Origin of the sequence: Rhizobium sp. BK316, from assembly GCF_014193695.1 — a bacterium.
In the GTDB taxonomy this organism is placed as follows: Bacteria; Pseudomonadota; Alphaproteobacteria; order Rhizobiales; family Rhizobiaceae; genus Rhizobium.
Window position 1 is genome coordinate 224,837 of sequence record NZ_JACHZR010000006.1, and the last position, 24,439, is coordinate 249,275.

The following is a 24,439-nucleotide window of genomic DNA, read 5'->3' on the forward strand; positions in this document are numbered from 1 at the left end:
CGCAAAGATGGTCAACCCCGTTGCACCAAATCCGGAAAGAGCACAGGGATTAGCTGGAAAATGGGGGCTTTTCCCTTGCAACGCTTGCATAAAGCGCACTCTCATGCAATTGCGACCGGCATGTGACGCGGTCTTTTATCCGCAGCTTCAAATCCTCTGGAGATCATCATGAGCCAGTCTGGAAGAAACGGTCTGACCTACAGCGATGCAGGCGTCGACATCGATGCCGGCAACCTGATGGTGGAGAAGATCAAGCCAGCCGTGCGTTCCACGCGCCGTCCAGGCGCGGATGGCGAAATCGGCGGCTTCGGCGGCCTCTTCGACCTCAAGGCTGCAGGCTTTACCGATCCGGTACTTGTTGCCGCCAATGATGGCGTCGGCACCAAGCTGAAGATCGCCATCGATGCGGATTATCACGAAACCGTCGGCATCGACCTCGTTGCCATGTGCGTCAACGATCTCGTCGTGCAGGGTGCGGAGCCGCTCTTCTTCCTCGACTATTTCGCGACCGGCAAGCTTGATCCGGATCAGGGTGCAGCCATCGTCGGCGGGATCGCTGCCGGCTGCCGCGAGGCGGGTTGTGCGCTGATCGGCGGCGAAACGGCCGAAATGCCGGGCATGTATTCCTCCGGCGATTATGATCTCGCCGGTTTTGCGGTGGGTGCCGCCGAGCGCGGCAAGCTGCTGCCGTCGGGCGATATCGCAGAAGGTGATGTTATCATCGGCCTTTCCTCCTCCGGCGTCCACTCCAACGGTTTTTCGCTGGTGCGCAAGATCGTTTCGCTTTCCGGCCTCGGCTGGGATGCGCCGGCCCCGTTTGCCGAAGGCAAGAAGCTCGGCGAAGCATTGCTGACGCCAACCCGCATTTATGTGAAGCCGCTGCTGAAAGCGATCCGCGAGACGGGTGCGCTGAAGGCGCTCGCCCACATTACCGGCGGCGGTTTCCCGGAGAATATTCCGCGCGTGCTGCCGAAGCATCTCGCTGCCGAGATTGATCTCTCCGCCGTCGAAGCTCCGCCAGTCTTCTCGTGGCTGGCCAGGACGGGCGGCGTCGAAGCCACGGAAATGCTGCGCACCTTCAACTGCGGCATCGGCATGATCGTCGTCGTCGCGCAAGAGAATGTTGCCGCGGTCTCCCGGGTGCTCGAAGCGGAAGGTGAAAAGGTGGTGGCGCTCGGCCGCATGGTCGCCCGCGCCGAAGGCGCTGCCGGCACAATCTATAAGGGCACGCTCGCCCTATGAGCTCGCCGCGCAAACGCACCGTCGTCTTCATTTCCGGCAGCGGCTCCAACATGATGGCGCTGGTGCAGGCGGCAAAGGCTGCGGATTATCCTGCCGAGATCGTCGGCGTGATCTCCGACAAGGCGGACGCGGGCGGGCTTGCCAAGGCGGCGGCGGAGGGCATTCCGACCTTCGCCTTCGTGCGCAAGGACTATGCGAGCAAGGACGAGCATGAGGCGGCAATCTTTGCCGCTCTCGATGAGCTTTCGCCTGATATCATTTGCCTTGCCGGCTATATGCGGCTCCTGTCAGCCGCCTTCATCCAGCGCCATGAGGGTCGGATCCTCAATATCCACCCTTCCCTTCTGCCGCTGTTTCCCGGGCTGCACACGCATCAGCGGGCGATCGACGCCGGCATGCGGATCGCCGGCTGCACCGTGCATTTCGTCACCGAAGGCATGGATGAAGGCCCGGCCATCGGCCAAGCCGCCGTGCCTGTACTTGCGGGCGATACGGCAGAAGCGCTGGCAGGACGCATACTGACCATCGAGCATCAGCTCTATCCGCAGGCGCTCAAGCTCTTTGCTGAAGGCAAGGTGAAGATGGAAGGCGGCAAGGCGGTCGGGGCGGCAGCTTCCACTGCCGCCACCAAACCCCAGCTTATTTCGCTGATCGGCGACTAGAGCACTTTCGTTTTTCTTCGAATCACGAAAGCGCTCTATCTGCTTGTTTTTACGCAATTCCGGACGCAAAACCGCTGCACACTTTTGCTGGAATTGTTCTAAACCCTGACCTCAGGCCGCAAGGGCCTGAAGCGGGTGCAGCGTGCCGTCGCTATAGACGAACTGGCCGCCACGGAAGGTGGCGCGGATGCGATGGACATCGCCCGGCTCGATGACAACGAGATCGGCGCGCTGGCCAACGGCGATCTCGCCGCGGTCCATCAGGCCGGCGGAACGGGCGGCATTCGCCGTCGCCATGGCGACGGCGCCGGGAAGACCACCCTCAACCATTTCCGCCAGCTTAAAGATGCCGGGCACGAAGGCAGCCGGATGGTAATCGGCAGCGATCACCGTCAGCAGGCCGGCCTTTGCGGCATCGAGCGCGCTCAGATTGCCGGACATGGATTTGCCGCGCAGTGCATTCGGTGCGCCCATCAGTGTCCAGAGGCCGCGGCGGCGGGCTTCTTCAGCGGCCGGCAGCGTGACCGGGAATTCGCTGATCGTGACGCCGAGATCGAACATTTCGATGACCTTTTCGACGCTGTCATCGTCATGCGAGGCGAGCGAGAGACCGTGCTTCTTCGCGAGCGCGACGATATCCTTCAGCTTGGCGTCGATTTCCGGGTTGTCACGCATAGCGATGCGCTTGGCGACGACCTCGGCGGCCATTTCCTCCGATATGGCGCGGCGCTCGGAAATGCTCAGGATATAGCTCTTGATGTCGTTGTACTGGCCCTGCCCCGGTGTGTGGTCGGTCAACGAGACCATGTCGATATCGCCGGCTTCCAGCAGGCGCTCCAACGCCGGTGCCGCACCGATGTTGGTGATCTCGTAGCGGGCATGGACACGGTGATCGATCAGCAGGTTATCGCGCAGCGTGTTGATGCCCTCGATGACGGCCGAGGTCGTTTCCAGCGAACGGACATGGCCGTAGACGCTTTCCGTCGCGAAGGAGACGGCGGCAAAAGCCGTCGTTACGCCGGCAGCGGCAAGCTTCTTGTCGAGTTCGTGGATACCGAAATCGATCGGCATATGGGCGTTCGGGCGCGGGGCGATCTCGCGCTCGATCATATCGCCGTGCAGATCGACGAAACCGGGCATCAGCAGGCGTCCGCCGCCGTCGATGACGGCATTGGCGACCGGCTCCGGCCTGATTTCGGCGATCACGCCGTCTTCAACACGCACGGAACCTTCGCTCACCACCTCGTCTGGGAGAACGAGGGTGAAATTGCTGAGCCACATGGGCTTTCTCCTGACCGTATCCGATGATTGTTGAAGGGCAGCGCTTAGTCCTGCTTCGTGACAATTGCATGAAGGGCTCCGAATTTCGAGCACTCGATTTTCGATCCGAGAGCCTCCACTTGGTCAACAAGTTGACCAAGTTCTTCGACTACCTTAAATTGGAGAGGTAAAAAGGGTACGCTCCATGACAATCAAGGTTAAAGTAGCAGAAGCGAAAACCCATCTTTCCGAACTCCTGACGAAGGTAGAGGCGGGCGAGGATGTGGTCATCTCACGCGGCAATCACGTGGTGGCGCGCATCGTCAAGATTGATGACCGTCGCGAGCGGCTGGAAACTATCCGCGCATTGCGAGCAGAGCGGATGGAGCGTGCGACAGCCACAGCGGCCGAAATTCAGGACTGGCGTCGCGAAGGCCAGCGCTGATGCCCTTCGTTGTCGACGCTTCGATTGCCGCCGCATGGCTGCTTCCGGACGAGGAAAACCAGATTGCCGAACAGGCGCTGTCGCTTCTCGAAACCGAAGATGCGTTGGTGCCAGACCTTTTCTGGCATGAAATGCGCAATATTCTCATCATGGCGGAACGGCGCAAACGCATCGATAGCGGCGATATACTCGCCTGTCTGATGCGGCTCAGCGGTCTTCCAATTCGCACTGTCGCCAGCGAAGATCATCTTTCGATCATTCGGCTTGCCGGCAAGTATCAACTCTCAGCTTACGACGCCGCCTATCTGTCATTGGCTGTCGCACAGCGCGTTTCTCTCGCCACCGCTGATGTCCGTCTGCAGAAAGCAGCTCACAACGAGAATGTTGCCGGGCTTACGGGTTAGGTCAGGCTGGCCTTGTTCGCCACCACCCATTGCAGCAGCATGATCGTCTTGAGATCTATGATCTCACCCTTTTCGATCATCGCGACGGCGTGCGGCAGCTGGATTTCCAGCACTTCGATATCTTCGTGCTCGTGCTCCAGACCGCCGCCATCGGATGTGCGGTCTGCGGTATCGATTGCCGCTGCAAAGAAATGCACGATCTCTGTGATGGAGCCAGGTGCCGTGTAGGATCTGAACAGGAAGCGGACATCGCGAATCGTATAACCGGTCTCCTCCATTGCCTCACGGCGTATGGCGGCTTCAGGTTCGTCACCGTCGAGCAGGCCGGCGGGAACTTCGATCATCCAGGCGGGGTCAGCGTTCAGATAGGCCGGCAGCCGGAACTGCTTCACCAGCACGACCACATCGCGCTTGGGATCGTAAAGCAGGATGCAGGCGGCCGGCGTGCGGTGATAGACCTCGCGGGGCAGGCGGTGAGTTTCGCCCTTCCGGTCTGTATAATCGAGCTCATAGCCGACCAGCTTCGTCCAGCCTTCGGACAGGATTTCCTTGCCGACGATTTCCACTTTTGCCTTAGATTGCGTCATATGACGTCCTTGCGAAGCCAGACCTTGTTGTCATGGACGGCAGCGCCGCCATAGGGCGCCACGGGATCGGCGCCGGTGAGAACGTTGATCCCTTCGCCATCGACATGCGCCTTGTTGGGCCAAAGGCCCTCTGCAATCAAAACGCCTGGCTTGACCTCGGTCGTCACGCGGGCGTGGAGGCGCAGGTCGCCGCGCATATTGCCAATGCGGACGAGGTCGCCATTGCCGACACCGTTCGCCTCCGCATCGACGGGGTTGATCATCACTTCCGGGCGACCTTCCTTCTGGCGCGACGTCTTGGTTTCCGAGAAGCTCGAATTCAGGAAGTTGCGCGCCGGCGAGGTCGCCAGGCGGAAGGGATGCTTGGGATCGGCGAGTTCGATGACATCGACCTGATCCGGGAACGGCGGCAACTCTGCATAGGGGCCGAGCGTACCGACGGAAGCCGGCGGCTTGTTCGGCGCGGGATCGTTCACCCAGTCCGGCCGGAAATGGAACTTGCCGTCGGGATGGGCAAAACCATCGAGATAATGTGCTTCCTCGAAGGCGGGCTGGCGGTCGAACCATTTGTGTTCGAGGAAATAGTCGTAGTCCGGCAGATTGCTCGTGGCCAGCACGCGGTCGACCAACTCGCGCGCCGTGAAGCCGAAGCCGGGGCGATCGGCGACGCCGAGGCGTTTTGCCAGTTCCTCGATGACGAAGAGGTTGCTGCGCACCGTCGGCGGCGGTTCGACGAGCTTCGGGCCGAGCAGGATGTGGTTCTGGCCGCCGGCGCGGTAGATGTCGTCATGCTCGACGAACATCGTGGCGGGAATGACGATATCGGCCATGTCGGCCGTCTCGGTCATGAACTGCTCGTGCACGGCGACGAAGAGGTCGTCGCGGGCAAAGCCGCGCTTCACCAGTCGCTGTTCCGGGGCGATGTTCACCGGATTTGTATTCTGGATCAGCATGGCCGTGACAGGACCGCGATGGCGGAGCGCCACGGCATCGCCGGTCAGCGCACGGCCGATCTGCGACTGGTCGATCATGCGGATATCGGCATCCTTCATCGACTTGCCGGTCAGTTCCGCATTGTTCATGCGGAAGATATCGCTGTTCGAATGGAAGGCGCCGCCGCCCTCATATTGCCAGGAGCCGAGCACGGTGGCGACCGAGGCGGCGGCATGCATCGCGACCGCGCCATTGCGCTGGCGGGTAAAGCCGTAGCCGAGACGGAAGAAAGTCTTTTTGGTCGTGCCGACAAGTTTGGCGAAGGCTTCGATCTCCTCGACCGACAGACCGGTGACGGCCGCCGCCCATTCCGGCGTCTTCGCCTTCAGATGCGCTTCGAGACCCGAGGGATCGTCGGCATATCTAGCCATGTAGTCGCGGTCGGCATAACCGTCGCGGAAGGCGATGTGCATGACGGCGCAGGCAAGTGCTGCATCGGTGCCGGGCTTGACGATGAGGGCCATGTCGGCCTGCTTCATCGTCGGATTGTCGTAGATGTCGATGACGACGATCTTCGCGCCCCGCTCCTTGCGCGACCTGATCGCGTGGGTCATCACATTGACCTGCGTGGCAACCGCATTGGTGCCCCAGATGACGACGCAGTCGGTGCGCGCCATCTCGCGCGGATCCGGGCCGCGCAGCATGCCGGTCGCCATGGTGAAGCCGGTCCAGGCGGGGTTGGTGCAGATCGAGGAAAAGAAGCCGGAATAGCGCTTGGCGTGGCGCAGGCGCTCGATCGAGTCGCGCTGCACCCAGCCCATGGTGCCGGCGTAGAAATAAGGCCAGATGGCTTCGCTGCCGTCCTTCGCCTCGGCCTTCACGAAGGCTTCGGCAATCTCGTCCAGCGCGTCATCCCAGGAAATCTGCTGCCATTGCCCCGCCCCCTTAGCGCCGGCGCGGCGCAGCGGATGCATGAGACGATCCGGATGATAGAGGCGCTCGGCATAACGGGCGACTTTGGCGCAGATGACGCCTGACGTATAGGAATGGTCGTTCGCGCCGCGGACGCGACCGATACGGCCGTCTTCCGTAATATCCACCTCCAGCGCGCAGGTGGAGGGACAGTCATGCGGACAGGCCGTATGACCGATCCGGGATTTGGCGTGGATGGGGGTCGCAATGTTCATGCGATTTCTATATGCCAAGGCTCAAGCGGCCAAAAGGCACAAAAACTCCCTGTCATCCGAATTCATAGCAGGCATCAGCGAAAATGAACTATCGCCACATCTATCATGCAGGCAATTTCGCCGATGTCCTGAAGCACGCGGTGCTGGCGCGTCTGATCCGCTACATGCAGAAGAAGGACGCCGGCTTTCGGGTGCTCGACACGCATGCCGGCATCGGCCTCTACGATCTCTCCTCCGAGGAAGCGCAGAAGACCGGCGAGTGGCAAGGCGGTATCGGCAAGCTCCTGGAGACCGATCTCGGGCCGCAGGTTTCCGAGCTTCTGGAACCCTATCTCTCCGCGATCCGCGAACTGAACCCGCAGGGCGGCCTGCGCTTCTATCCCGGCTCCCCAAAGCTCGCGCGCATGCTGTTTCGCCCGCAGGACCGGCTTTCGGCGATGGAGCTCCACCCGGAGGATTTCGCACGGCTGCACCGCGTCTTCGAAGGCGATCACCATGCGCGCATCACCGAGCTCGACGGCTGGCTGGCGCTCGGCGCGCATCTGCCGCCGAAGGAAAAACGCGGCATCGTGCTCGTCGATCCGCCTTTCGAGGAGGACGGCGAATATGAGCGGCTGGTGGATGGCCTCGCCAAGGCTTACCGGCGCTTTCCCGGCGGTACCTATTGCCTCTGGTATCCGCTGAAGAAAGGCGCACCGATCAAGGACTTCCACGAGGCGCTGCAGGCACTGGACATTCCGAAGATGCTCTGCGCCGAACTTGCGGTGCGCAGCGACCGCGAGACGACGGGGCTGACCGGCTCGGGACTCATCGTCGTCAACCCACCCTTCACGCTGAAGGATGAGCTGCACCAGTTGCTGCCGGCCCTGAAGGACCATCTGGCGCAGGACCGTTTCGCCTCGCAGCGCGCCTTCTGGCTGCGCGGCGAGACGAAGCCTGCCAAGGCCGATTGACCGAATCTACGACGCGGGGGAATAGTCCCGTGCCATCCGCATTTCAAAAGGTGCCCCATGAAGCTTCTCTGCTCCCCGACCTCCCCTTTCTCCAGCAAGGTGGGCATGGCCGCCCGCCATCTCGGTCTCGAGATTGCGCAAATCCGGGTCGATACGAATGCGGGACCAGCGATCCTCGTGGACAACAATCCGCTCGGCAAGATCCCGACGCTGCTGACGGATGACGGCGTTTCCATCTTCGACAGCATCGCCATCATGCATTATTTCGACCGGATGACGAAGGGCGCGCTCTATCCTTCGAAGAAGCGCAAGCGCACGGACGCCGAAGTGCTGGAAGCGCTCTGCGACGGTGTCTGCGACTGCCTGCTGGCGATCGTCTACGAACGCCGCTTCCGCGACGAAGAAAAGGTGCATCAGCCCTGGATCGACCGGCAATGGAAGAAGGTCGAGACCGCACTGAACTATTTGGCCGCCAATACGCCGAAGCTCGGCAAGAAGCTGCATGGCGGGCATTTCGCGCTGGCCGCGACGCTTGGCTATCTCGACCTACGCTTCAAGGGCCAGTGGGAAGAAGACCATGCCGAGCTGATCGACTGGCTGCGGGAATTCGAAAAGAAATTCGACGGCTATGAGCAGCTGAAGCCGCAGACCTGAGAGACCTGCAGGACCTGTGAGGCCCCGGGACTAGTGAAACCTGGGATCGATGCAGACAACAAAAAAGCCGGGCTCGAAGCCCGGCTTTTTTGTATTCGATACAGTCAGGATCAGAACTTGACGCCGATACCGACCTTGACGCTGTTTTCGTCGAAGCCGCGCGAAACGCTGCCGGAGTCGAGGTTGTAGTCCTTGTCCTGGTAGTCGGTGTAGCGGTATTCGAGACGCGTCGTGATGTTGTTGGTCACGAAGGCTTCGACACCGGCGCCGACCGTGTAGCCGTAGGCGGTCTTGCTGTCGGAAGACGTGCCGTCGGAAACCTTGGTGTTGGCGAGCGCCAGACCTGCCGTACCATAGAGCAGGAAGGGGTTCAGATCGTAACCGACGCGGCCACGGACGGAGCCGTTCCAGCCGGTCTTGTTCTTGATGCCGTCCTGAGTGACGTCCGCATCGCCGTAGCCGAGATCGGCTTCAGCGCCGTAAACGATCTGGCCCTGCTGGAAGTTGTAACCGGTGAAGAGCTGGCCGCCCCAATCATAGGTGTCACGGTCGGAACCGAAGCTGCCCATATTGTAGGTCGCTGCGCCACCGAGGTAGAAGCCCTGCCAGTTGTTGACCGGAGCCGGGGTTTCCTCAGCGACCGGCGCCTGCGGGACCTGGTCCACGGCATCAGCTGCGTGAGCTACCGAGAAACCGCCAACGGCAAGAGCGGAAGCCATGAGGCCAGCAAAGAGTATACGCATACTTTTCTCCTTTCAGTCCCGCGCGCTCGTCAATTAAACTTCGGCGAAGCATTCACGGGGGATTACTAAATGTCCCTTCCGGATCGAGAGTGAAATTGGAATGCAAATGCGGATTTGAAAGAGCCAAATTGTGATATCATTGTGGCTCCGCGACGGCAGAAATTCGATGTTGCTTGGTTGCAACATACCGTTTATTAAGGATAATAAACAGTTAAACTTACACTACCTATTTTAATAAATCGCGATTGCAAATAATACATAGAATATCCGGACCTCACAGGCAATGCTTTCGGCCTATTTATATAATCAGGACCTGCACTTATATAGTCAGCAACCAGACTTTCCGGACCAAAAGGCAGGATCTTGACCCAGAAAAGACTTCGCGCGGCGCTCGTGACGGGTGCCGCCAAGAGAATAGGCCGGGCAATCGCCGAAGACCTTGTTGCTGATGGATTTTCGATTGCCATCCACGCCAACACCTCGCTCGCCGAGGCCGAAGATTTTGTGGCGGAATTGCGGCAGAAAGGGCACCGGGCGGTTGCGATCAAGGCCGATCTCGCCAAAATCGATGAGACCGAAGGCCTTGTCGGGAAAGCGTGCGAGGCGCTCGGCCCGATCGATCTTCTCGTCAACAACGCGTCGATTTTTCTCGAGGATTCGCTCCGCAAATTCGATGCGCAGGTGTGGGACGAGCATTTCGCCGTCCATGTCCGCGCGCCTTCGATACTCGCCGCCAAATTCGCCGAACAGTTGCCGGAAACGGCCGAGGGGCTGATCGTCAATATTATCGACCAGCGTGTCTGGGCACTGCGGCCGAGCTTCTATTCCTATACCCTGTCGAAATCGGCGCTGTGGACGGCGACGCAGACGATGGCGCAAGCGCTCGCGCCGCGCATCCGCGTCAACGCAATCGGTCCCGGCCCGTCGATTCCGAGCGAGCGGCAATTGCAAGAAGACTTCCAAGCGCAGGTTTCAGCCCTTATCTTGAAACGAGGACCTGAGCTCAAGGAATTCGGCCGAACGATTCGTTTTCTGTTCGAGACCCCTTCGATCACGGGTCAGATGATTGCACTCGACGGCGGCCAGCATCTCGCATGGCAGACGCCTGACGTGCTGGAGATCAAGGAATGAATGCCAAGAAGCTGCCGGATGGCGGTGTTCTTTACGACGAGACTGATGAAAACGACGACGATATCATCGAGGTGGAAGGCGATGCCTCCGCCTCGCCGATTTCGGCGTCGATCGACTGGAATGCCGGCAGCATCAACGAAACCGGCCTTGTCGGTGCCGATCTGATCGCCGAATTCGTCAAGCGTCTGCCGAACAGCCCCGGCGTCTACCGCATGTTCAACGAGGCGGGCGACGTGCTCTATGTCGGCAAGGCCCGCAGCCTGAAGAAGCGCGTCGGCAATTACGCGGTTGGTCGTGTGCATTCCAACCGCATCGCCCAGATGGTGCGCCAGACCGCCAATATGGAATTCGTCACGACGCGGACGGAAACCGAGGCGCTGCTCTTAGAAGCGAATCTGATCAAGCGCCTGCGGCCGCGCTTTAACGTGCTGCTGCGCGACGACAAGTCGTTTCCTTATATCCTGATAACAGGTGATCACCGCGCGCCTGCCATTTTCAAGCATCGCGGCGCCCGCGCGCGCAAGGGCGACTATTTCGGCCCCTTCGCGTCTGCCGGTGCGGTCGGCCGCACGATCAACTCGCTGCAGCGCGCCTTCCTGATCCGCACCTGCACCGACAGCGTTTTCGAGACGCGCACCCGGCCCTGCCTGCTCTATCAGATCAAGCGCTGTTCCGGGCCGTGCACGCATGAAGTCAGCGATGAGGGCTATGCGGAACTGGTTCGCGAAGCCAAGGATTTTCTGTCGGGCAAGAGCCAGAATGTGAAAGAGCATATGGCGGAAGCGATGAATGCTGCCGCCGAGGACCTCGATTTCGAGCGGGCGGCCATTTATCGCGACCGCCTCGCCGCACTTTCGCATGTGCAGAGCCATCAGGGCATCAATCCGGCCGGCGTCGAGGAGGCGGATGTCTTCGCCATCCATCACGAAGGCGGGATCTCCTGTATCCAGGTCTTCTTCTTCCGCACCGGGCAGAACTGGGGCAACCGCGCCTATTTCCCGAAGGCCGATCCGCAACTGTCAGGCGCCGAAGTGCTGAATGCCTTCCTGGCGCAATTCTATGACGACAAGCCGGTGCCGCGGCAGATCATGCTGTCGGAAACGGTGGAGGAACTGGAGCTGCTCGCCGCAGCGCTCAGCGAAAAGGCCGGGCACAAGGTTTCGATCCTCGTTCCGCAGCGTGGCGAAAAGCGCGATCTTGTCGAGCATGTCATCGCCAATGCCCGCGAGGCGCATGGCCGCAAGCTTGCCGAGACGGCATCGCAATCGCGGTTGCTGGAAGGCTTCAAGGACACGTTCGGCCTGCCCTACGTGCCGCAGCGTGTCGAGATCTACGACAACTCGCATATCATGGGCACGAATGCGGTCGGCGGCATGGTGGTCGCAGGGCCGGAAGGCTTCGTGAAGAACCAGTATCGCAAGTTCAACATCAAATCGACCGAGATCACGCCGGGCGACGACTTCGGCATGATGCGCGAGGTGATGACGCGACGTTTCTCCCGCCTGCTCAAGGAAGAAGGCATTCCGGATCGCAGCGCGCAGGTCTCTGCCACAGATGCGGCCGACATGCCCTTCCCCGCCTGGCCGGACGTGATCCTCATCGACGGCGGCCAGGGGCAGATGACGGCGGTGCGCGCGATCCTCGAAGAGCTCGGCATTACCGACAGCGTGATCGCCATCGGCGTTGCCAAGGGTGTGGACCGCGAGGCCGGGCGTGAGCGTTTCTTTGCGCCGGGCAAAGGAGGCTTCACGCTGCCGCCGCGCGATCCGGTTCTCTATTTCATCCAGCGCATGCGCGACGAGGCGCACCGTTTTGCGATCGGCTCCCACCGCGCGCGGCGCAAGAAGGAGATGGTCAAGAACCCGCTCGACGAGATCGGCGGCATCGGCCCATCCCGAAAGCGGGCGCTGCTGCAGCATTTCGGCACGGCAAAGGCGGTGTCGCGCGCGGCCCTTTCCGATCTCATGGCCGTGGAAGGGATTTCCGAGACCGTCGCCAAGCAGGTCTACAATCATTTTCACGACGACGCCGCGAAATAAGTGGGGCCGGTCGCAAATTCCACGCAAAGGCAGCGAAAAAGCAGAAAGAATGTTGACGGTCGAGGTCCAAAGCCGTCATCTACCGCCGCATCATCACAGAGAACCACTCCATGGCATCGCGTGCGTATAACATCCCCAATCTCCTGACCTACGGCCGCATCCTGGCTGTGCCGCTGATCGTTCTCTGCTTCTTCATCGAGGGCAAGCTGTCGATCAGCAACACCGCGCGTTGGGTGGCGCTGTGGATCTTCGTCATCGCCTCGATCACGGATTTCCTCGACGGCTATCTCGCGCGCATCTGGAACCAGACGTCAAATATCGGCCGCATGCTCGACCCGATCGCCGACAAGCTGCTGGTCGCCTCGATCCTTCTCCTGGTCGCAGCCGACCAGACCATCGCCGGCTGGTCGATCTGGGCGGCGATCACCATTCTCTGCCGCGAGATCCTGGTTTCGGGCCTGCGGGAATATCTGGCGGCGCTGAAGGTCAGTGTGCCGGTGACGCGTATCGCCAAGTGGAAGACGACACTGCAGCTTGTCGCCATTGCCTTCCTGTTGGCCGGCCCCGCCGGCGACGAGATTTTCCCTTATACGACGCAGACAGGCATCGCGCTTCTGTGGATCGCAGCGCTGCTGACGATCTATACGGGCTACGACTATTTCCGTGCCGGGCTGAAACATATCGTGGATGACGAAGAATGACACGGCTTGTCTATTTCGCCTGGGTGCGCGAACGCATCGGCAAGGGAGAAGAGGAAATCGAGCTCCCCGCCTCCGTCGTCAGCGTTGCCGATCTTCTGAATCATTTGAAGGGCCTGGGCGAAGAATATGAGATGGCTCTTCAATATCCCGATGTGATCCGCGTGGCGATCGATCAGGAGCATGTGGAGCATGACGAGCCGATAACAGGCGCGAAAGAGATCGGCATTTTTCCGCCGATGACGGGTGGCTGAAGCCAACGGCAGCCTGGCCGAGAGCCGTACAAATGATGGGATGATGGTCGTGCCACATCGCTACCCCCCTCTGCCCTGCCGGGCATCTCCCCCACAAGGAGGGAGATTGGCTGGGGGCGCCGGCTTCCCCAAACAAGAAATGTCGCGGCCCGGCAAAACGGTAGATAGGCCCGAGGGTCAAGCCGCTTGTGATCTCTCCCCTTGTGGGGGAGATGCCCGGCAGGGCAGAGGGGGGTGGGCACGGCACTCCATCACCGCATTCCTCGCGACGACATCAAGGCAGCAAAGGATTTTGCAGTGACGACTTCGCTCACCATCCGCGTCCAGCGCGAAGATTTCGACCTGCAGGCGGAAGTCGATAGGCTGTCCAACGGCAAGCCCGGCATCGGCGCGATCGTCACCTTTTCCGGCCTCTGCCGCGATGAGGGCGGCACGCTCTCGGCGCTCGAGCTCGAACATTATCCCGGCATGGCGGAAGCGGAGATGACCCGCATCGGCGAACTCGCGATCGCGCGTTTCGGGCTCGACGGCCTGACGGCCATCCACCGCTTCGGCAAGATTGCAGCCGGCGAGAACATCGTGCTGGTCGTCGCGGCGGCACCGCACCGGCAGGCGGCCTTCGACGGCGCAAACTTCGTCATGGATTTCCTGAAAACCTCGGCTCCCTTCTGGAAGAAAGAGCATGGCAAGGATGGACATACGGGCGACTGGATCTCGGCAAAAGACGCAGACGACACGGCACGCGACCGCTGGAAATGATCAGAGCGTGACGCGCTCGCGGCGGCTCATCACCAGCAGAAGGACCAGGAGCGAGAAGATGGCGAGATCGCGCCAGATAAAGGAACCGTAGGCGCCCCAGAGCGTCTCGACAAGCGCCAGGCCGGCGGCACCGCCTGCCGAGCGCAGCGGATCGGAATAGCCGCCGACGGCCGCAATCATCAGCACCTTGAGGCCGAACATCAGTCCCGCGCCGAAATCCATCGATCCATAGTAGAAGGTCGCAAGGATGCCGCAGCAGGTGGCGACGAGGGCCGCCGCTGCATAGGATACCAGGAAGACGCGGCTGGCGCTGGTGCCGCAGAGTTCGGCGGCAAGCGGATCGTCGATGACGGCGCGCCACAGGCGGCCCCATACCGTGCGCTTCAGGATCAACGCACCGATCGCAATGATCGCACACATCAGGACCGTATCCAGAAGCTGGATATAAGTGAGCGTTACCCGGAAGCTGCCGTCGCTCCAGAAGGTGACGGTGTCGTTCAGCAGCGGTGGCAGCCAGATGGCGCGGGTATTGGCGGCAAGACGTGCCGTTTCCATCAGCACGATCATCATGCCGAGTGCTGCGACCATGACCGTATTCGGCGATTTGCTGGCGAGCGGCTGCATGATGGAACGGCCGATCCAGACCCCTGCCCCCACCGAATAGATCAGCGAAGCGCAGACGCCGATCGCTATCGCCGCAGGCAGCACCAGCCATAACCGGTTATAGGCCATGTCCGTGAAGAGCAGAAGCATCTGGCCGGCAAAGGCGATGATCGCCCCATAGGTGATGTCGGCTCGCTTGGTGACGCCGAAGGCAATCGAATAGCCGAAGGCAAGTGTAGCGTAGAGTGCTGCGAGCGGCACCGCATTCGCCAGTTGCTGCAGAAGATAGGCCATTCCCGAAACTCCGGATCGGCTTGAAATAATAACTGGCAAAACGTGTTTTACCAGTTATATTTTTCCCATGAGCTTTTCCTGGACCCTTCATCGCTTTTCCGGCGGCGCGCTGGCTCTTGATGTCGCCAACAGCGTCATCCTTCGCCACGACACGGCGCGCCGTATCGACCGTTTCGAGGCTGAAGGGCAAATGGAGCGTTTTCCCGAGGCGGCGAAGGAATTCTGCGCCGAACGGGCACTTTTTGGCGACATAGCGCCGGTTGGAGCGCAGAATAGAGTGAACTTCATCGAGTTGCGCGAGGCGACGGACCGGTACTTCCGGCAGCGCGTGCTCGAGGGGAACGACGACCGGCTGCTCGCCGATCTGCTGGAGGCGCTGGCGAGGACGCTGCGCGGCGCCACCGACAAGGGCCTTGATACGGCAACAGCCCATTCGGTTTTGCGGCTGCTCGCCATGCCGGAACCGGAGCGGATGAAGATCTGCGGCAATTGCGGCTGGCTTTTCATCGACCGCAGCAAGAACAAAAGCCGAGCCTGGTGCGACATGGCCGTCTGCGGCAACCGCGCCAAGGCAAGCAGGCACTACCAGAGGAAAAAGAAGGAGGAGACGCCATGAAACGGCGTTCGATCATCACGGCCCTTGCGGCAGCGGGGCTCATGCTTTCCGCCTGCCAGCGTCAGGCCGAAACCATGCTGGAAGTGACAGGCCATCTCTTCGTCTTCAACTATCGAAACGCCAGCGCTACCTACCTTCTGACGATGAAGAAGACGGCGCCTATTCCCGACGGATCCACCATCGTCGCGGAGTTCGATAACCCGCAGGGCGGCGCGCCGCTGGTTTTGAATCAGAAGGTTTTTCCGATGGATGACAAGATTTCCGTCCAGAGCGAAAACCTGCACTGCGTGGTTAAGGACCGGCCCTATTCCGTTACGATCAAGCTTGTCGACAAGGATGGCAAGCTGTTGCAGGAACTGAAGGCGCAGTTCAAATCCGATCTCGACCAGACCGTGCTCCCGAGCAAGCCGCTGGTGCTCGGCGCGGGATACGAGAAGAACCCCGAGGTTTTCAAGCCGGATGGGACGACGGATTTTTCGAATACGGACAAGTGTCCAGCTTAACAAAAAAGCCGGGACGAACCCGGCTTTCATGAGTCAATTCAATGCATTCCCAGGGAATGCTCCGGCGCTGAATCAGCCGACGATTTCGGTGTCGGAGAACCAGTACTTGATTTCCTGGGCAGCCGTTTCCGGAGCGTCAGAACCGTGAACCGAGTTTTCGCCGATCGAGAGAGCATGAACCTTGCGGATCGTGCCTTCAGCAGCGTTTGCCGGGTTGGTTGCGCCCATGATTTCGCGGTTCTTCAGGATGGCGCCTTCGCCTTCCAGAACCTGAACGACGGTCGGGCCGGAGGTCATGCCTTCGACGAGTTCGCCGAAAAACGGACGTTCCTTGTGAACGGCGTAGAAGCCTTCGGCTTCGCGCTTGCTCATCCAGACGCGCTTGGAGGCGACGACGCGCAGGCCGGCATCTTCGAGCATCTTGGTGATAGCGCCCGTCAGGTTGCGCTTCGTTGCGTCCGGCTTGATCATCGAGAAGGTGCGTTCAATCGCCATAATTCGGGTCCTCATACTCAGGGAAAAGTGGGCGGTCTTTACCCGCCTCACCGCCCGAAAACAAGGGGGCTCCGGCAATTTCACGCCGCTGTCACAGTCCGGCCCCGGCTTTCATGAAGATCGAGGCAGCGTTCGAACCAGGCCATGACGGGGTCATCCGGAGCCAGCATGGCGAGGCCGGCGGCGATGCGCAGCCACTGCAGCGCGCCGAAGACGATATAGTCGGCAAAGAGCGGGCTCTCACCGCCGATGAAAGGCTGAAACTTCAACATATGGCGCATCGGCTCAAGCTTGGCGGCAAAAGCCTCCCGCTCCGCCTCGCGGCCGGCGGCGAATTCCTCCAGAGGCTTGCCAAGGCGGCTTTCACGGCTGACCCGGAAATAGGCCTTGTCGCCCTCATCGAGGATCGAATGAATATCGAGAAGCGCGATCCGCATGATCGCCGGATGGACCACCATCTGCGAATAGCCCTCGACCATGCGCGACAGGGCCTTGCCGCCTTCGCCGCCGAAAAGCGACGGGCGGTCGGGATAAGCCTCTTCCAGGTAAAGGGCGATATCGAAACTGTCTGATATCAGCCGGCCGTTGTCATCCAGAACCGGCACGGTCTTGGAAAAGCCGCCGCCGATATCGGCAATGCGGCCATAGGTCGTCGGAACCTCTTCGAAATCGAGACCCTTATGGGCGAGCGCCATCACCGCCTTCCAGCAGTGCGGCGAGAAGAAGTGACGCTCGTCGGCACCGCACAGGGAATAGAGAGCTCTGGTCATATCAGTCCTTTCGCAATCGCAATTGGTTCATTCCACGCCCAAAAGCCGGTGCGATCAAATCAGGAATTTTCATGGCGCCATCACGGCTGCTGCTGAAACGGATACGGCCATTCCTGATCGGGACGCAGCAAGGGTGTATTAACCGGTTTTGCGGCTTCCCGCCGGAGAAGGTTTGAAAATTCAATGTCTCTTAAAAGCTTGCCTGCATAGCGGAAGCAGAAGAGCCGATGACCCAAGAGAACCAATGGCAATGAGGGGATCGTCATGCCGACTGCCGTTGCAAATGCGTTGAATGCACGCGAGACCGCCCGACCGGCGTTGGCGAGCGATATCCAGACGGTCGCTCAGCACATGATGCGGCTCAATGTGGCAGGCCTGCCGCGCAATTATGAACTGCTCTACGAAGCGCTGATCGGCCTGAACGCCGGGCTGGCACAGGATATCGCGGCCCTTGGCCCGCATCCGCAGCAGGAGGCTCTGGACGAACTCGGCCTGCGTTACCGGCTCGTCGGCCACTACGGGCTGGCGGGCGACCACTCGCGGATCGAGGCGAGCCGCATACTCAAAGAAACGGCGGAGCGGCTCGCTGAAGGGCGCCTGCATCACCGGGCCTTCACGCGGGCCTGCGAAACCATCATCAAATCCGTCTCGGGCCAGCAGGACCACCAGAGCCTTGCCGATTTCATGGCAGAGGTCGAATATCTCGCCTCCTCACTTTCGGCCGTCCTTGCTGCAGAGCAGACGATCGGCACCAGGCTGGAAGAGGATATCGAACGGCTGACGACGCTGGAGCGCGGCATTTCGGCGGTGCAGACTGCTGCTGTCACCGACAAGATCACCGGCCTGCCGAACCGTATCGGGTTCAACCGCGCGCTCGACGACCTCTATGGTCAGGAGGACGGTGCGGCCGGCAGCGCGCTGATTATGATCGATATCGATGATTTCAAGGGACTTACCGCGCGCTACGGCATGCAGACCGGCAACAGGCTTCTGAAGAAGCTTGCCGGCCTCTTCCGCAAGACGGTGAAGAAGAATGATTTCGTTGCGCGCCTGGAGGCCGACGAATTCGCCCTCCTCTTTGCCAATGTCGGCATGCAGGATGCGCTGGCGATCGCCGAGCGGCTGCGCGGCTCCGTCGAGGATAACCTCGTTTTTGCGGCATCCGACACGTCGGAGGCGAGCGGCCTGACGATATCGGTCGGCGTGGCGCTGAGCGGCGATGCGGCAACATCAGGCCAGCTTCAGGCCAATGCCCGCGTGGCGCTGCTTGCCGCCCAGTCCAATCCGCGCCTGCCAGTGCAAGCCTTCGGCCGGTAAGGCGTTCGGCTATGAGCTATTGACGGCAAACAGTGGCAAACACGCCGCTGATCCATCTTGCCTTGGCGGCGGCTTTCGGCCAAAACCGCGCGCATGATCACGATTTCAGACATTTCCGCCCGCATCGCCGGCCGCCTGCTTCTAGACCATGCCAGCGTCTCGCTGCCGTCAGGCACGAAGGCCGGGCTCGTCGGGCGCAACGGTGCCGGCAAATCCACCCTCTTCCGCGTCATAACAGGTGATCTGGGAGCGGAAAGCGGGACGATATCGATCCCCAAGAATGCGCGCATGGGCCAGGTGAAGCAGGAAGCGCCGGGCACCGAGGATTCACTGATCACGATCGTGCTTTCTGCCGACAAGGAGCGCGCGGCGCTGCTGGCCGAGGCGGAAACCGCAACCGATCCGCATCGTATCGCCGAAATCCAGATGCGCCTCGTCGATATCGACGCCCATTCGGCGGAAGCGCGCGCCGCCAGCATCCTCTCGGGCCTCGGTTTCGATCAGGAAGCGCAGGCAAGGCCCGCCTCCTCCTTCTCGGGCGGCTGGCGCATGCGCGTGGCGCTCGCCTCCGTGCTCTTTACGGAGCCGGACCTGCTGCTGCTCGACGAGCCGACCAACTATCTCGACCTCGAAGGCACGATGTGGCTGGAGGATTATATCCGCCGTTATCCTCACACGGTCATCATCATCAGCCACGACCGCGATCTGCTCAACAACGCGGTCAATTCCATCGTCCATCTCGACCAGAAGAAGCTCACCTTCTACCGCGGCAACTACGACCAGTTCGAGCGGCAGAAGGCGGAAGCCGACGAACTGCAGATGAAGGCCAAGGCCAAGAACGATGCGGCGCGCAAGCACCTACAGAGCTTCATCGACCGCTTCAAGGCCAAGGCCTCCAAGGCAAAACAGGCCCAATCGCGCGTCAAGGCGCTTGAACGTATGGGCACGGTCGCGGCCGTGATCGAGGATCACGTCCAGCCGATCACCTTCCCCGAGCCCGAGAAGCAGCCGGCCTCCCCGATTGTCGCGATCAGCGGCGGAGCTGTCGGCTATGAGCCCGGCAAGCCGATCCTTAGAGGGCTCAACCTTCGCATCGACAATGACGATCGCATTGCGTTGCTGGGCTCGAACGGCAACGGCAAATCGACCTTTGCCAAATTCATCTCCGGCCGCCTGGCGCCGGAGAGCGGCGAAATGCGTCTCGCGCCGAGCCTGAAGATCGGCTTCTTCGCGCAGCATCAGCTCGACGACCTCGTGCCGAACGAGACGCCCGTCGAGCATGTGCGGCGGTTGATGCCGACCGAACCGGAGGCCAAGGTGCGCGCCCGCGTGGCGCAGATGGGCCTTGCGACCGAGAAGATGGCGACGGCGGCGAAAGATCTTTCAGGCGGTGAAAAGGCACGCCTGCTGATGGGGCTTGCCGCCTTTCATGCGCCGAACCTCCTGATCCTCGACGAGCCGACGAACCATCTCGACATCGACAGCCGCCGCGCGCTGATCGAGGCGCTGAACGACTATGACGGCGCGGTCATCCTGATCTCGCACGACCGCCACTTGATCGAAGCGACCGTCGACCGCCTCTGGCTGGTCAACAACGGCACGGTGACGAGTTTCGAAGGCGATATGGAAGAGTATCGCGACCTGATCGTCGCTTCCGGCAAAAAAAAAGACGACGAAAAGCAGAGACAGCCTGAAGAACAGTCCTCGAAAGCCGACCAGCGCAAGCTGAATGCCGACAAGCGCGCCTCGCTTGCCCCTCTCAAGAAAAAGATCAATGAAATCGAATCCTTGACGGGCAAGCTGGAGAAATTGATTCAGGCTCTTGATGCGGAGCTTGCAGACCCGGCGCTCTACGAAAAGGCGCCCGCCAAAGCAGCCGAAAAGGCCAAGCAGCGCGGTGAAGCCGCCGCCAAGCTCGCTGCCGCCGAAGAGCAATGGCTGGAACTGTCCGCCGAATATGAGGAAGCGATGGCGAGTTGAGGCGCCATCGACCGTGCTTTCGGACAGCCGGGCCTTTCGCAGGCCCGGCTTTTTCATGCCTGAGAGACCGGATGCACGACATCCATAAACGCACCGCAACGATGTTGCCGACACTGCTTTCGAAACTCGAGGCGGAGGGTTACAAGGTAGTGACGCTGAAATTCAAAAAGAGCTCCGCACCGGTGGAAATGGCTTCGCTCTGACAAGGGCGGCTTGCCCGCGGATCGCTTTCTGATAAAACGGCGCACAATAAGTCATACTTTTAGCGAAACACCGAACGCGAGCAAACACCATGTCAGCCATCAATCTCGCCATCGTCGGCGTCGGCAAGATCGTCCGCGACCAGCATCTCCCCTCCATCGCCGCCAATGCCGATTTCAAGCTGGTAGCGACGGCAAGCCGCCATGGCACGGTCGACGGCGTCATCGCCTATACCTCGATCGACGACATGCTGGCAGCCGAACCATCGATCGACGCCGTTTCGCTCTGCATGCCGCCGCAGTACCGCTATGAAGCCGCCTACAAGTCGCTGGTCGCCGGCAAGCATGTCTTCCTCGAAAAGCCGCCGGGTGCGACGCTGAGCGAAGTGGCCGACCTCGAAGACCTCGCGAACAAGCAGGGCGCGACGCTGTTTGCGAGCTGGCATTCGCGCTACGCAGCCGCTGTCGAAGCCGCAAAATCCTTCCTTGCCTCGACCGAGATCAAGAGCGTGCACGTGATCTGGAAGGAAGACGTGCGCCACTGGCATCCGAACCAGGAATGGATCTGGCAGGCAGGCGGCCTCGGCGTTTTCGATCCTGGCATCAATGCGCTCTCGATCGTCACGCATATCCTGCCCAAGGCAATGTTCCTCAGCGCCGGCACGCTGGAATTCCCGGAGAACCGTGACTCGCCGATTGCTGCCGACCTGCATTTCCGCAATGTCGACTATGTTCCCGTCCATGCCGAATTCGATTGGCGCCAGACGGGCAAGCAGAGCTGGGACATCATCGCGGAAACGGCTGCCGGTCAGATGGTTCTGTCGGAAGGCGGTTCGAAGCTTTCGGTCGATGGCGAGCTGAAGTTCTCCGCCCCGGAAGCCGAATATCCGGCGCTCTATCGCCGTTTTGCCGAGCTCATCAAGGCCGGCAAGTCGGATGTCGATCTGGCACCGCTGCGTCACGTCGCCGATGCCTTCATGCTTGGCAAGCGGAAATTCGTCGAGGCATTTCACGACTGATCGGCCTTCGCCGGCAGATGCCATCGCGCCGGCAACATGCTAGGATAGCGGCGCCGATATCAAGGGGCGTTTCCATGCAGCAGGAGCAGGATGAATCATTTGGTTTGGGCGTCCGGCATCTGGCGGTCAGGCTTGCCGACGCCAATGCCAAATGGAGGGAGGCCTATCTGCTGGAAGAGGCCAGGATTCGCGATGCGCTCGGCCCTCTGGCGATCGACATCCAGCATTTCGGAAGCACCGCCATCCCCGGCATCAAGGCGAAGCCGATCATCGACATCCTGATCGGCGTCCGCCGCCTCGAAGACGGGCTTGCCTGCATCGAACCGATGGCAAAGATCGGCTATGATTACGCCGGCGCAGACATCGTACCTGACGACCATCTCTTCGGCCGCGGCATTGCGGGCGAGACGCGCACGCATCTTGCCCATGTCGTCGAATATCAGGGCTTCAACTGGCGGCGGAACATTTTCTTCCGTGACCGGCTACAAAACGATCCGGCACTCGCGGTGGCCTATGAGGAGCTGAAGATCGGCCTCGCGCAGAAATATGCCGAGAGCCGCGCCGCCTATACCGGAGCGAAGAAGGATTTCATCGACAAGGTTCTGGCGGAAGCGGGCCTCGCCTGACGGTCGCGTCAGGCCTTCTTCTCCCACCGCCCTTCCGGCGTCTGCTGCCAATAGGTGAGGTTATGCCCCTCGCCTTTCAGCTTCTTCCATTGGGCGCGTGCGCCTTCAAGCTGCTCCTGATCGTAACCGTCGAACATGAAGACGATCCGCTCATAATCGGCGGCGGGCGGCGGCTCGGCGCCGTCGACGATGAAGCGGACGGTGGCAGCATTCGAATTGTCAGACGAAATGGTCAGGAGAACGGGCTGATTCCCGGCGAAATCGGCCCCGTCCGTGCCATGCGGCAGGAAGCTGTCTTCCCGGTAGGTCCACAGATGCGTATCCAACGCATCGCGCCGCTCAGCTTCCTTCATCTGGACGGCGACACGCCAGCCGCGCCCGACACTCTTGTCGAGCAACGGCGGAAGCGCGTCTTCCAGCTTCGATTCCGTCAGATGGTAGAAGAGGATTTCCGTCATCGTGTTTCGTAATTCACACGGACCAGTTCGTCGAGCAGGCGCACGCCGTAGCCGGAGCCCCAGGACTGATTGATCTCATCCTGCACCGAGCCCATCGCCGTGCCGGCAATATCGATATGCGCCCAGGGCGTATCCTGCACGAATCGCTTCAGGAAATGCGCAGCCGTGATGGAGCCGGCAAGGCGGCCGCCGGTATTCTTCATGTCGGCAAACTTGCTGTCGATCATCTTGTCATATTCCTTGCCGAGCGGCATGCGCCACAGCTTCTCGTTGGTCACGAGACCGGCCGCGGTCAGCTGCGCCGACAGCGGATCGTCGTTCGAGAAGAGCCCCGCATGGCTGTTGCCGAGCGCGACCATGATAGCACCTGTCAGCGTTGCAAGATTGATCATGAACTGCGGCTTGAAGCGGTCGTTGCAATACCAAAGCGCATCGCAGAGCACGAGGCGGCCTTCGGCATCGGTGTTGATGATCTCGATCGTCTGGCCGGACATGGAGGTGACGATGTCGCCCGGACGCTGGGCATTGCCGTCAGGCATGTTTTCCACAAGGCCGATGATGCCCACGACATTGACCGGCGCCTTGCGGGCGGCGAGCGTGTGCATGAGGCCGGTGACGGCAGCCGCACCGCCCATGTCGCCCTTCATGTCTTCCATATTGGCGGCCGGCTTGATCGAGATGCCGCCGGTATCGAAGACCACGCCCTTGCCGATGAAGGCGATCGGCCGGTCCTTGCTCTTGCCGCCCTTCCACTGCATGACCGCAAGGCGCGGCGGACGCACGGAACCCTGGGCAACGCCGAGCAGCGCACCCATGCCGAGACGGCGCATTTCGCGCTCGGTGAGGATTTCCACCTCGACGCCGAGCTTTTCCAACTCCTTGGCCCTGGCGGCAAATTCGACCGGGCCGAGAACATTCGGCGGCTCGTTGACGAGGTCGCGGGCGAGGTTGACGCCGGCGGCAATCGCTTCCGCATCGGCAAAGGCCTTCTTGGCCGCAGCAGCGTCCGCCGTGACGATCGTCACCTTGATCGACTTCGCCTGCTTGTCCTCATCGTCATTTTTCTTCGTCTTATAGGTATCGAAGCTGTAGGCGCGCATCAGCATGCCGAGGGCGAAATCCACCGCAGACTTGGCATTGACCTCCACACTCGGCGAATCGATGAAGATCGTCGCCTTCTCGGTGTTCTTGATCCGCGAAGCGGCGCTGCCGCCGGCCTTCAGCCAGTCATGGACGGTAAGGTCTGCGGCCTTGCCGAGGCCGATGACGATGATCCGCTCGACGGGCGCGCCTTCCGGTGCCACCAGATCAAGAGCAGCCAACGACTTTGCAGAGAAGCGTGCAATTTTCGACGCCTTGGCGATCACCCCCGCCGGATCGGCAATATCGGCCCCAGCCGCCATGTCAGCCTCTGAAGCCTTCAGAAGGATTGCGAGACCACCGCTGAGCTTTGCCGATTTTGAGAATGAAATTTCGAATTTTGCAGACATGTCTTCTCCGATGGGATTCATTAAATCCGTTCCAGGGGGATAATTTCGCGTTTGGCGGGTCTGTCAATGGCCGGCGACAGTTGTTATGTTCCGCGCGGCCGCCCGGCCAAAAGGTTT

General features: G+C 60.8%; 26 protein-coding genes and 1 pseudogene. 18 read left to right on the forward strand and 9 right to left on the reverse strand.

Going from position 1 to position 24,439, the window contains the following annotated elements:
* Positions 1–168 precede the first annotated feature (168 nt).
* A complete protein-coding gene (gene purM, locus FHT87_RS26435; protein WP_183805744.1) occupies positions 169–1,242 on the forward strand; it encodes a phosphoribosylformylglycinamidine cyclo-ligase in 1,074 nt (357 codons plus the stop codon).
* Entirely contained in the window at positions 1,239–1,904 is a 666-nt protein-coding gene (gene purN / locus FHT87_RS26440) for a phosphoribosylglycinamide formyltransferase (RefSeq protein ID WP_183805746.1), read from the forward strand. The genes purM and purN overlap by 4 nt, the downstream gene beginning before the upstream one ends.
* Before the next feature lie 111 nt (positions 1,905–2,015).
* Here purN and FHT87_RS26445 read toward each other — a convergent pair whose 3' ends face one another.
* Positions 2,016–3,185, reverse strand: a complete 1,170-nt coding sequence (locus tag FHT87_RS26445; protein WP_183805748.1) for an alpha-D-ribose 1-methylphosphonate 5-triphosphate diphosphatase — start codon at positions 3,183–3,185, stop codon at positions 2,016–2,018.
* A 184-nt stretch (positions 3,186–3,369) separates the two neighbouring features.
* On the opposite strand from FHT87_RS26445, the gene FHT87_RS26450 reads away from it, so the two are divergent.
* Positions 3,370–3,609, forward strand: coding sequence for a type II toxin-antitoxin system prevent-host-death family antitoxin (locus FHT87_RS26450; protein WP_183730550.1), 240 nt, complete (start codon positions 3,370–3,372; stop codon positions 3,607–3,609).
* Positions 3,609–4,013 (forward strand): type II toxin-antitoxin system VapC family toxin, encoded by a 405-nt coding sequence (locus FHT87_RS26455; protein ID WP_183805750.1) that lies wholly within the window; start codon positions 3,609–3,611, stop codon positions 4,011–4,013. The genes FHT87_RS26450 and FHT87_RS26455 overlap by 1 nt, the downstream gene beginning before the upstream one ends.
* Here the strand turns inward: FHT87_RS26455 and FHT87_RS26460 are convergent.
* Positions 4,010–4,600 carry an NUDIX domain-containing protein gene (locus tag FHT87_RS26460; RefSeq protein WP_183805752.1) on the reverse strand — a complete coding sequence of 197 codons (591 nt, stop codon included), beginning with the start codon at positions 4,598–4,600 and terminating at the stop codon, positions 4,010–4,012. The two genes, FHT87_RS26455 and FHT87_RS26460, sit on opposite strands and share 4 nt — an antisense overlap.
* Positions 4,597–6,720, reverse strand: coding sequence for a molybdopterin oxidoreductase family protein (locus tag FHT87_RS26465; protein WP_183805754.1), 2,124 nt, complete (start codon positions 6,718–6,720; stop codon positions 4,597–4,599). Before FHT87_RS26465 ends, FHT87_RS26460 begins: the two co-directional genes overlap by 4 nt.
* An 83-nt stretch (positions 6,721–6,803) precedes the next feature.
* Here FHT87_RS26465 and FHT87_RS26470 point away from each other — a divergent pair, with 83 nt between their 5' ends.
* A complete protein-coding gene (locus tag FHT87_RS26470; protein ID WP_183730561.1) occupies positions 6,804–7,673 on the forward strand; it encodes a 23S rRNA (adenine(2030)-N(6))-methyltransferase RlmJ in 870 nt (289 codons plus the stop codon).
* Between the two features lie 57 nt (positions 7,674–7,730).
* Positions 7,731–8,327: a glutathione S-transferase gene (locus FHT87_RS26475; protein ID WP_183730564.1), complete on the forward strand. Its 597-nt coding sequence runs from the start codon at positions 7,731–7,733 to the stop codon at positions 8,325–8,327.
* Between the two features lie 110 nt (positions 8,328–8,437).
* Here FHT87_RS26475 and FHT87_RS26480 read toward each other — a convergent pair whose 3' ends face one another.
* Complete coding sequence (locus tag FHT87_RS26480; protein WP_183730567.1) at positions 8,438–9,070, reverse strand: outer membrane protein; 633 nt, start codon at positions 9,068–9,070, stop codon at positions 8,438–8,440.
* Positions 9,071–9,433: 363 nt separating this feature from the next.
* On the opposite strand from FHT87_RS26480, the gene FHT87_RS26485 reads away from it, so the two are divergent.
* The 5 genes from FHT87_RS26485 (at position 9,434) to FHT87_RS26505 (ending at position 13,951) form a co-directional block, all read left to right on the forward strand.
* A complete protein-coding gene (locus tag FHT87_RS26485; RefSeq protein ID WP_183805756.1) occupies positions 9,434–10,201 on the forward strand; it encodes an SDR family oxidoreductase in 768 nt (255 codons plus the stop codon).
* A complete protein-coding gene (gene uvrC, locus FHT87_RS26490) occupies positions 10,198–12,240 on the forward strand; it encodes an excinuclease ABC subunit UvrC (RefSeq protein ID WP_183730573.1) in 2,043 nt (680 codons plus the stop codon). Before FHT87_RS26485 ends, uvrC begins: the two co-directional genes overlap by 4 nt.
* Before the next feature lie 110 nt (positions 12,241–12,350).
* Complete coding sequence (gene pgsA, locus FHT87_RS26495) at positions 12,351–12,941, forward strand: CDP-diacylglycerol--glycerol-3-phosphate 3-phosphatidyltransferase (protein WP_183730576.1); 591 nt, start codon at positions 12,351–12,353, stop codon at positions 12,939–12,941.
* Entirely contained in the window at positions 12,938–13,192 is a 255-nt protein-coding gene (gene moaD, locus FHT87_RS26500) for a molybdopterin converting factor subunit 1 (protein ID WP_113427482.1), read from the forward strand. Before pgsA ends, moaD begins: the two co-directional genes overlap by 4 nt.
* 297 nt (positions 13,193–13,489) lie before the next feature.
* Positions 13,490–13,951 (forward strand): molybdenum cofactor biosynthesis protein MoaE, encoded by a 462-nt coding sequence (locus tag FHT87_RS26505; RefSeq protein WP_183805889.1) that lies wholly within the window; start codon positions 13,490–13,492, stop codon positions 13,949–13,951.
* Here the strand turns inward: FHT87_RS26505 and FHT87_RS26510 are convergent, their stop codons facing one another.
* Positions 13,952–14,848: a branched-chain amino acid ABC transporter permease gene (locus tag FHT87_RS26510; RefSeq protein ID WP_183805758.1), complete on the reverse strand. Its 897-nt coding sequence runs from the start codon at positions 14,846–14,848 to the stop codon at positions 13,952–13,954.
* Between the two features lie 67 nt (positions 14,849–14,915).
* Here FHT87_RS26510 and FHT87_RS26515 point away from each other — a divergent pair, with 67 nt between their 5' ends.
* Both FHT87_RS26515 and FHT87_RS26520 read left to right on the forward strand, forming a co-directional pair.
* Complete coding sequence (locus FHT87_RS26515) at positions 14,916–15,464, forward strand: CGNR zinc finger domain-containing protein (protein ID WP_183805760.1); 549 nt, start codon at positions 14,916–14,918, stop codon at positions 15,462–15,464.
* A complete protein-coding gene (locus FHT87_RS26520; RefSeq protein ID WP_183730589.1) occupies positions 15,461–15,967 on the forward strand; it encodes a hypothetical protein in 507 nt (168 codons plus the stop codon). The genes FHT87_RS26515 and FHT87_RS26520 overlap by 4 nt, the downstream gene beginning before the upstream one ends.
* 72 nt (positions 15,968–16,039) lie before the next feature.
* Here FHT87_RS26520 and ndk read toward each other — a convergent pair whose 3' ends face one another.
* Positions 16,040–16,462, reverse strand: a complete 423-nt coding sequence (gene ndk / locus FHT87_RS26525; RefSeq protein WP_183730591.1) for a nucleoside-diphosphate kinase — start codon at positions 16,460–16,462, stop codon at positions 16,040–16,042.
* A gap of 80 nt (positions 16,463–16,542) precedes the next feature.
* Positions 16,543–17,232: a glutathione S-transferase family protein gene (locus FHT87_RS26530; RefSeq protein ID WP_183805762.1), complete on the reverse strand. Its 690-nt coding sequence runs from the start codon at positions 17,230–17,232 to the stop codon at positions 16,543–16,545.
* Positions 17,233–17,496: 264 nt separating this feature from the next.
* On the opposite strand from FHT87_RS26530, the gene FHT87_RS26535 reads away from it, so the two are divergent.
* From FHT87_RS26535 to FHT87_RS26555, 5 genes and pseudogenes are all read left to right on the forward strand, one after another.
* Complete coding sequence (locus tag FHT87_RS26535; RefSeq protein ID WP_183805764.1) at positions 17,497–18,549, forward strand: GGDEF domain-containing protein; 1,053 nt, start codon at positions 17,497–17,499, stop codon at positions 18,547–18,549.
* A 93-nt stretch (positions 18,550–18,642) separates the two neighbouring features.
* On the forward strand, positions 18,643–20,529 hold the full coding sequence (gene abc-f / locus FHT87_RS26540) for a ribosomal protection-like ABC-F family protein (protein WP_183805766.1): 1,887 nt from the start codon (positions 18,643–18,645) through the stop codon (positions 20,527–20,529).
* 71 nt (positions 20,530–20,600) lie between these two features.
* Positions 20,601–20,732, forward strand: a pseudogene (locus FHT87_RS26545) (polysaccharide deacetylase family protein); the annotation flags it as partial.
* Between the two features lie 89 nt (positions 20,733–20,821).
* Entirely contained in the window at positions 20,822–21,748 is a 927-nt protein-coding gene (locus tag FHT87_RS26550) for a Gfo/Idh/MocA family oxidoreductase (protein WP_183730602.1), read from the forward strand.
* 74 nt (positions 21,749–21,822) lie between these two features.
* Complete coding sequence (locus FHT87_RS26555; protein ID WP_183805768.1) at positions 21,823–22,374, forward strand: GrpB family protein; 552 nt, start codon at positions 21,823–21,825, stop codon at positions 22,372–22,374.
* A gap of 8 nt (positions 22,375–22,382) precedes the next feature.
* Here FHT87_RS26555 and FHT87_RS26560 read toward each other — a convergent pair whose 3' ends face one another.
* Complete coding sequence (locus tag FHT87_RS26560) at positions 22,383–22,832, reverse strand: DNA polymerase III subunit chi (protein ID WP_183805770.1); 450 nt, start codon at positions 22,830–22,832, stop codon at positions 22,383–22,385.
* Positions 22,829–24,322, reverse strand: coding sequence for a leucyl aminopeptidase (locus FHT87_RS26565; protein WP_183730611.1), 1,494 nt, complete (start codon positions 24,320–24,322; stop codon positions 22,829–22,831). The genes FHT87_RS26560 and FHT87_RS26565 overlap by 4 nt, the downstream gene beginning before the upstream one ends.
* Positions 24,323–24,439 lie beyond the last annotated feature (117 nt).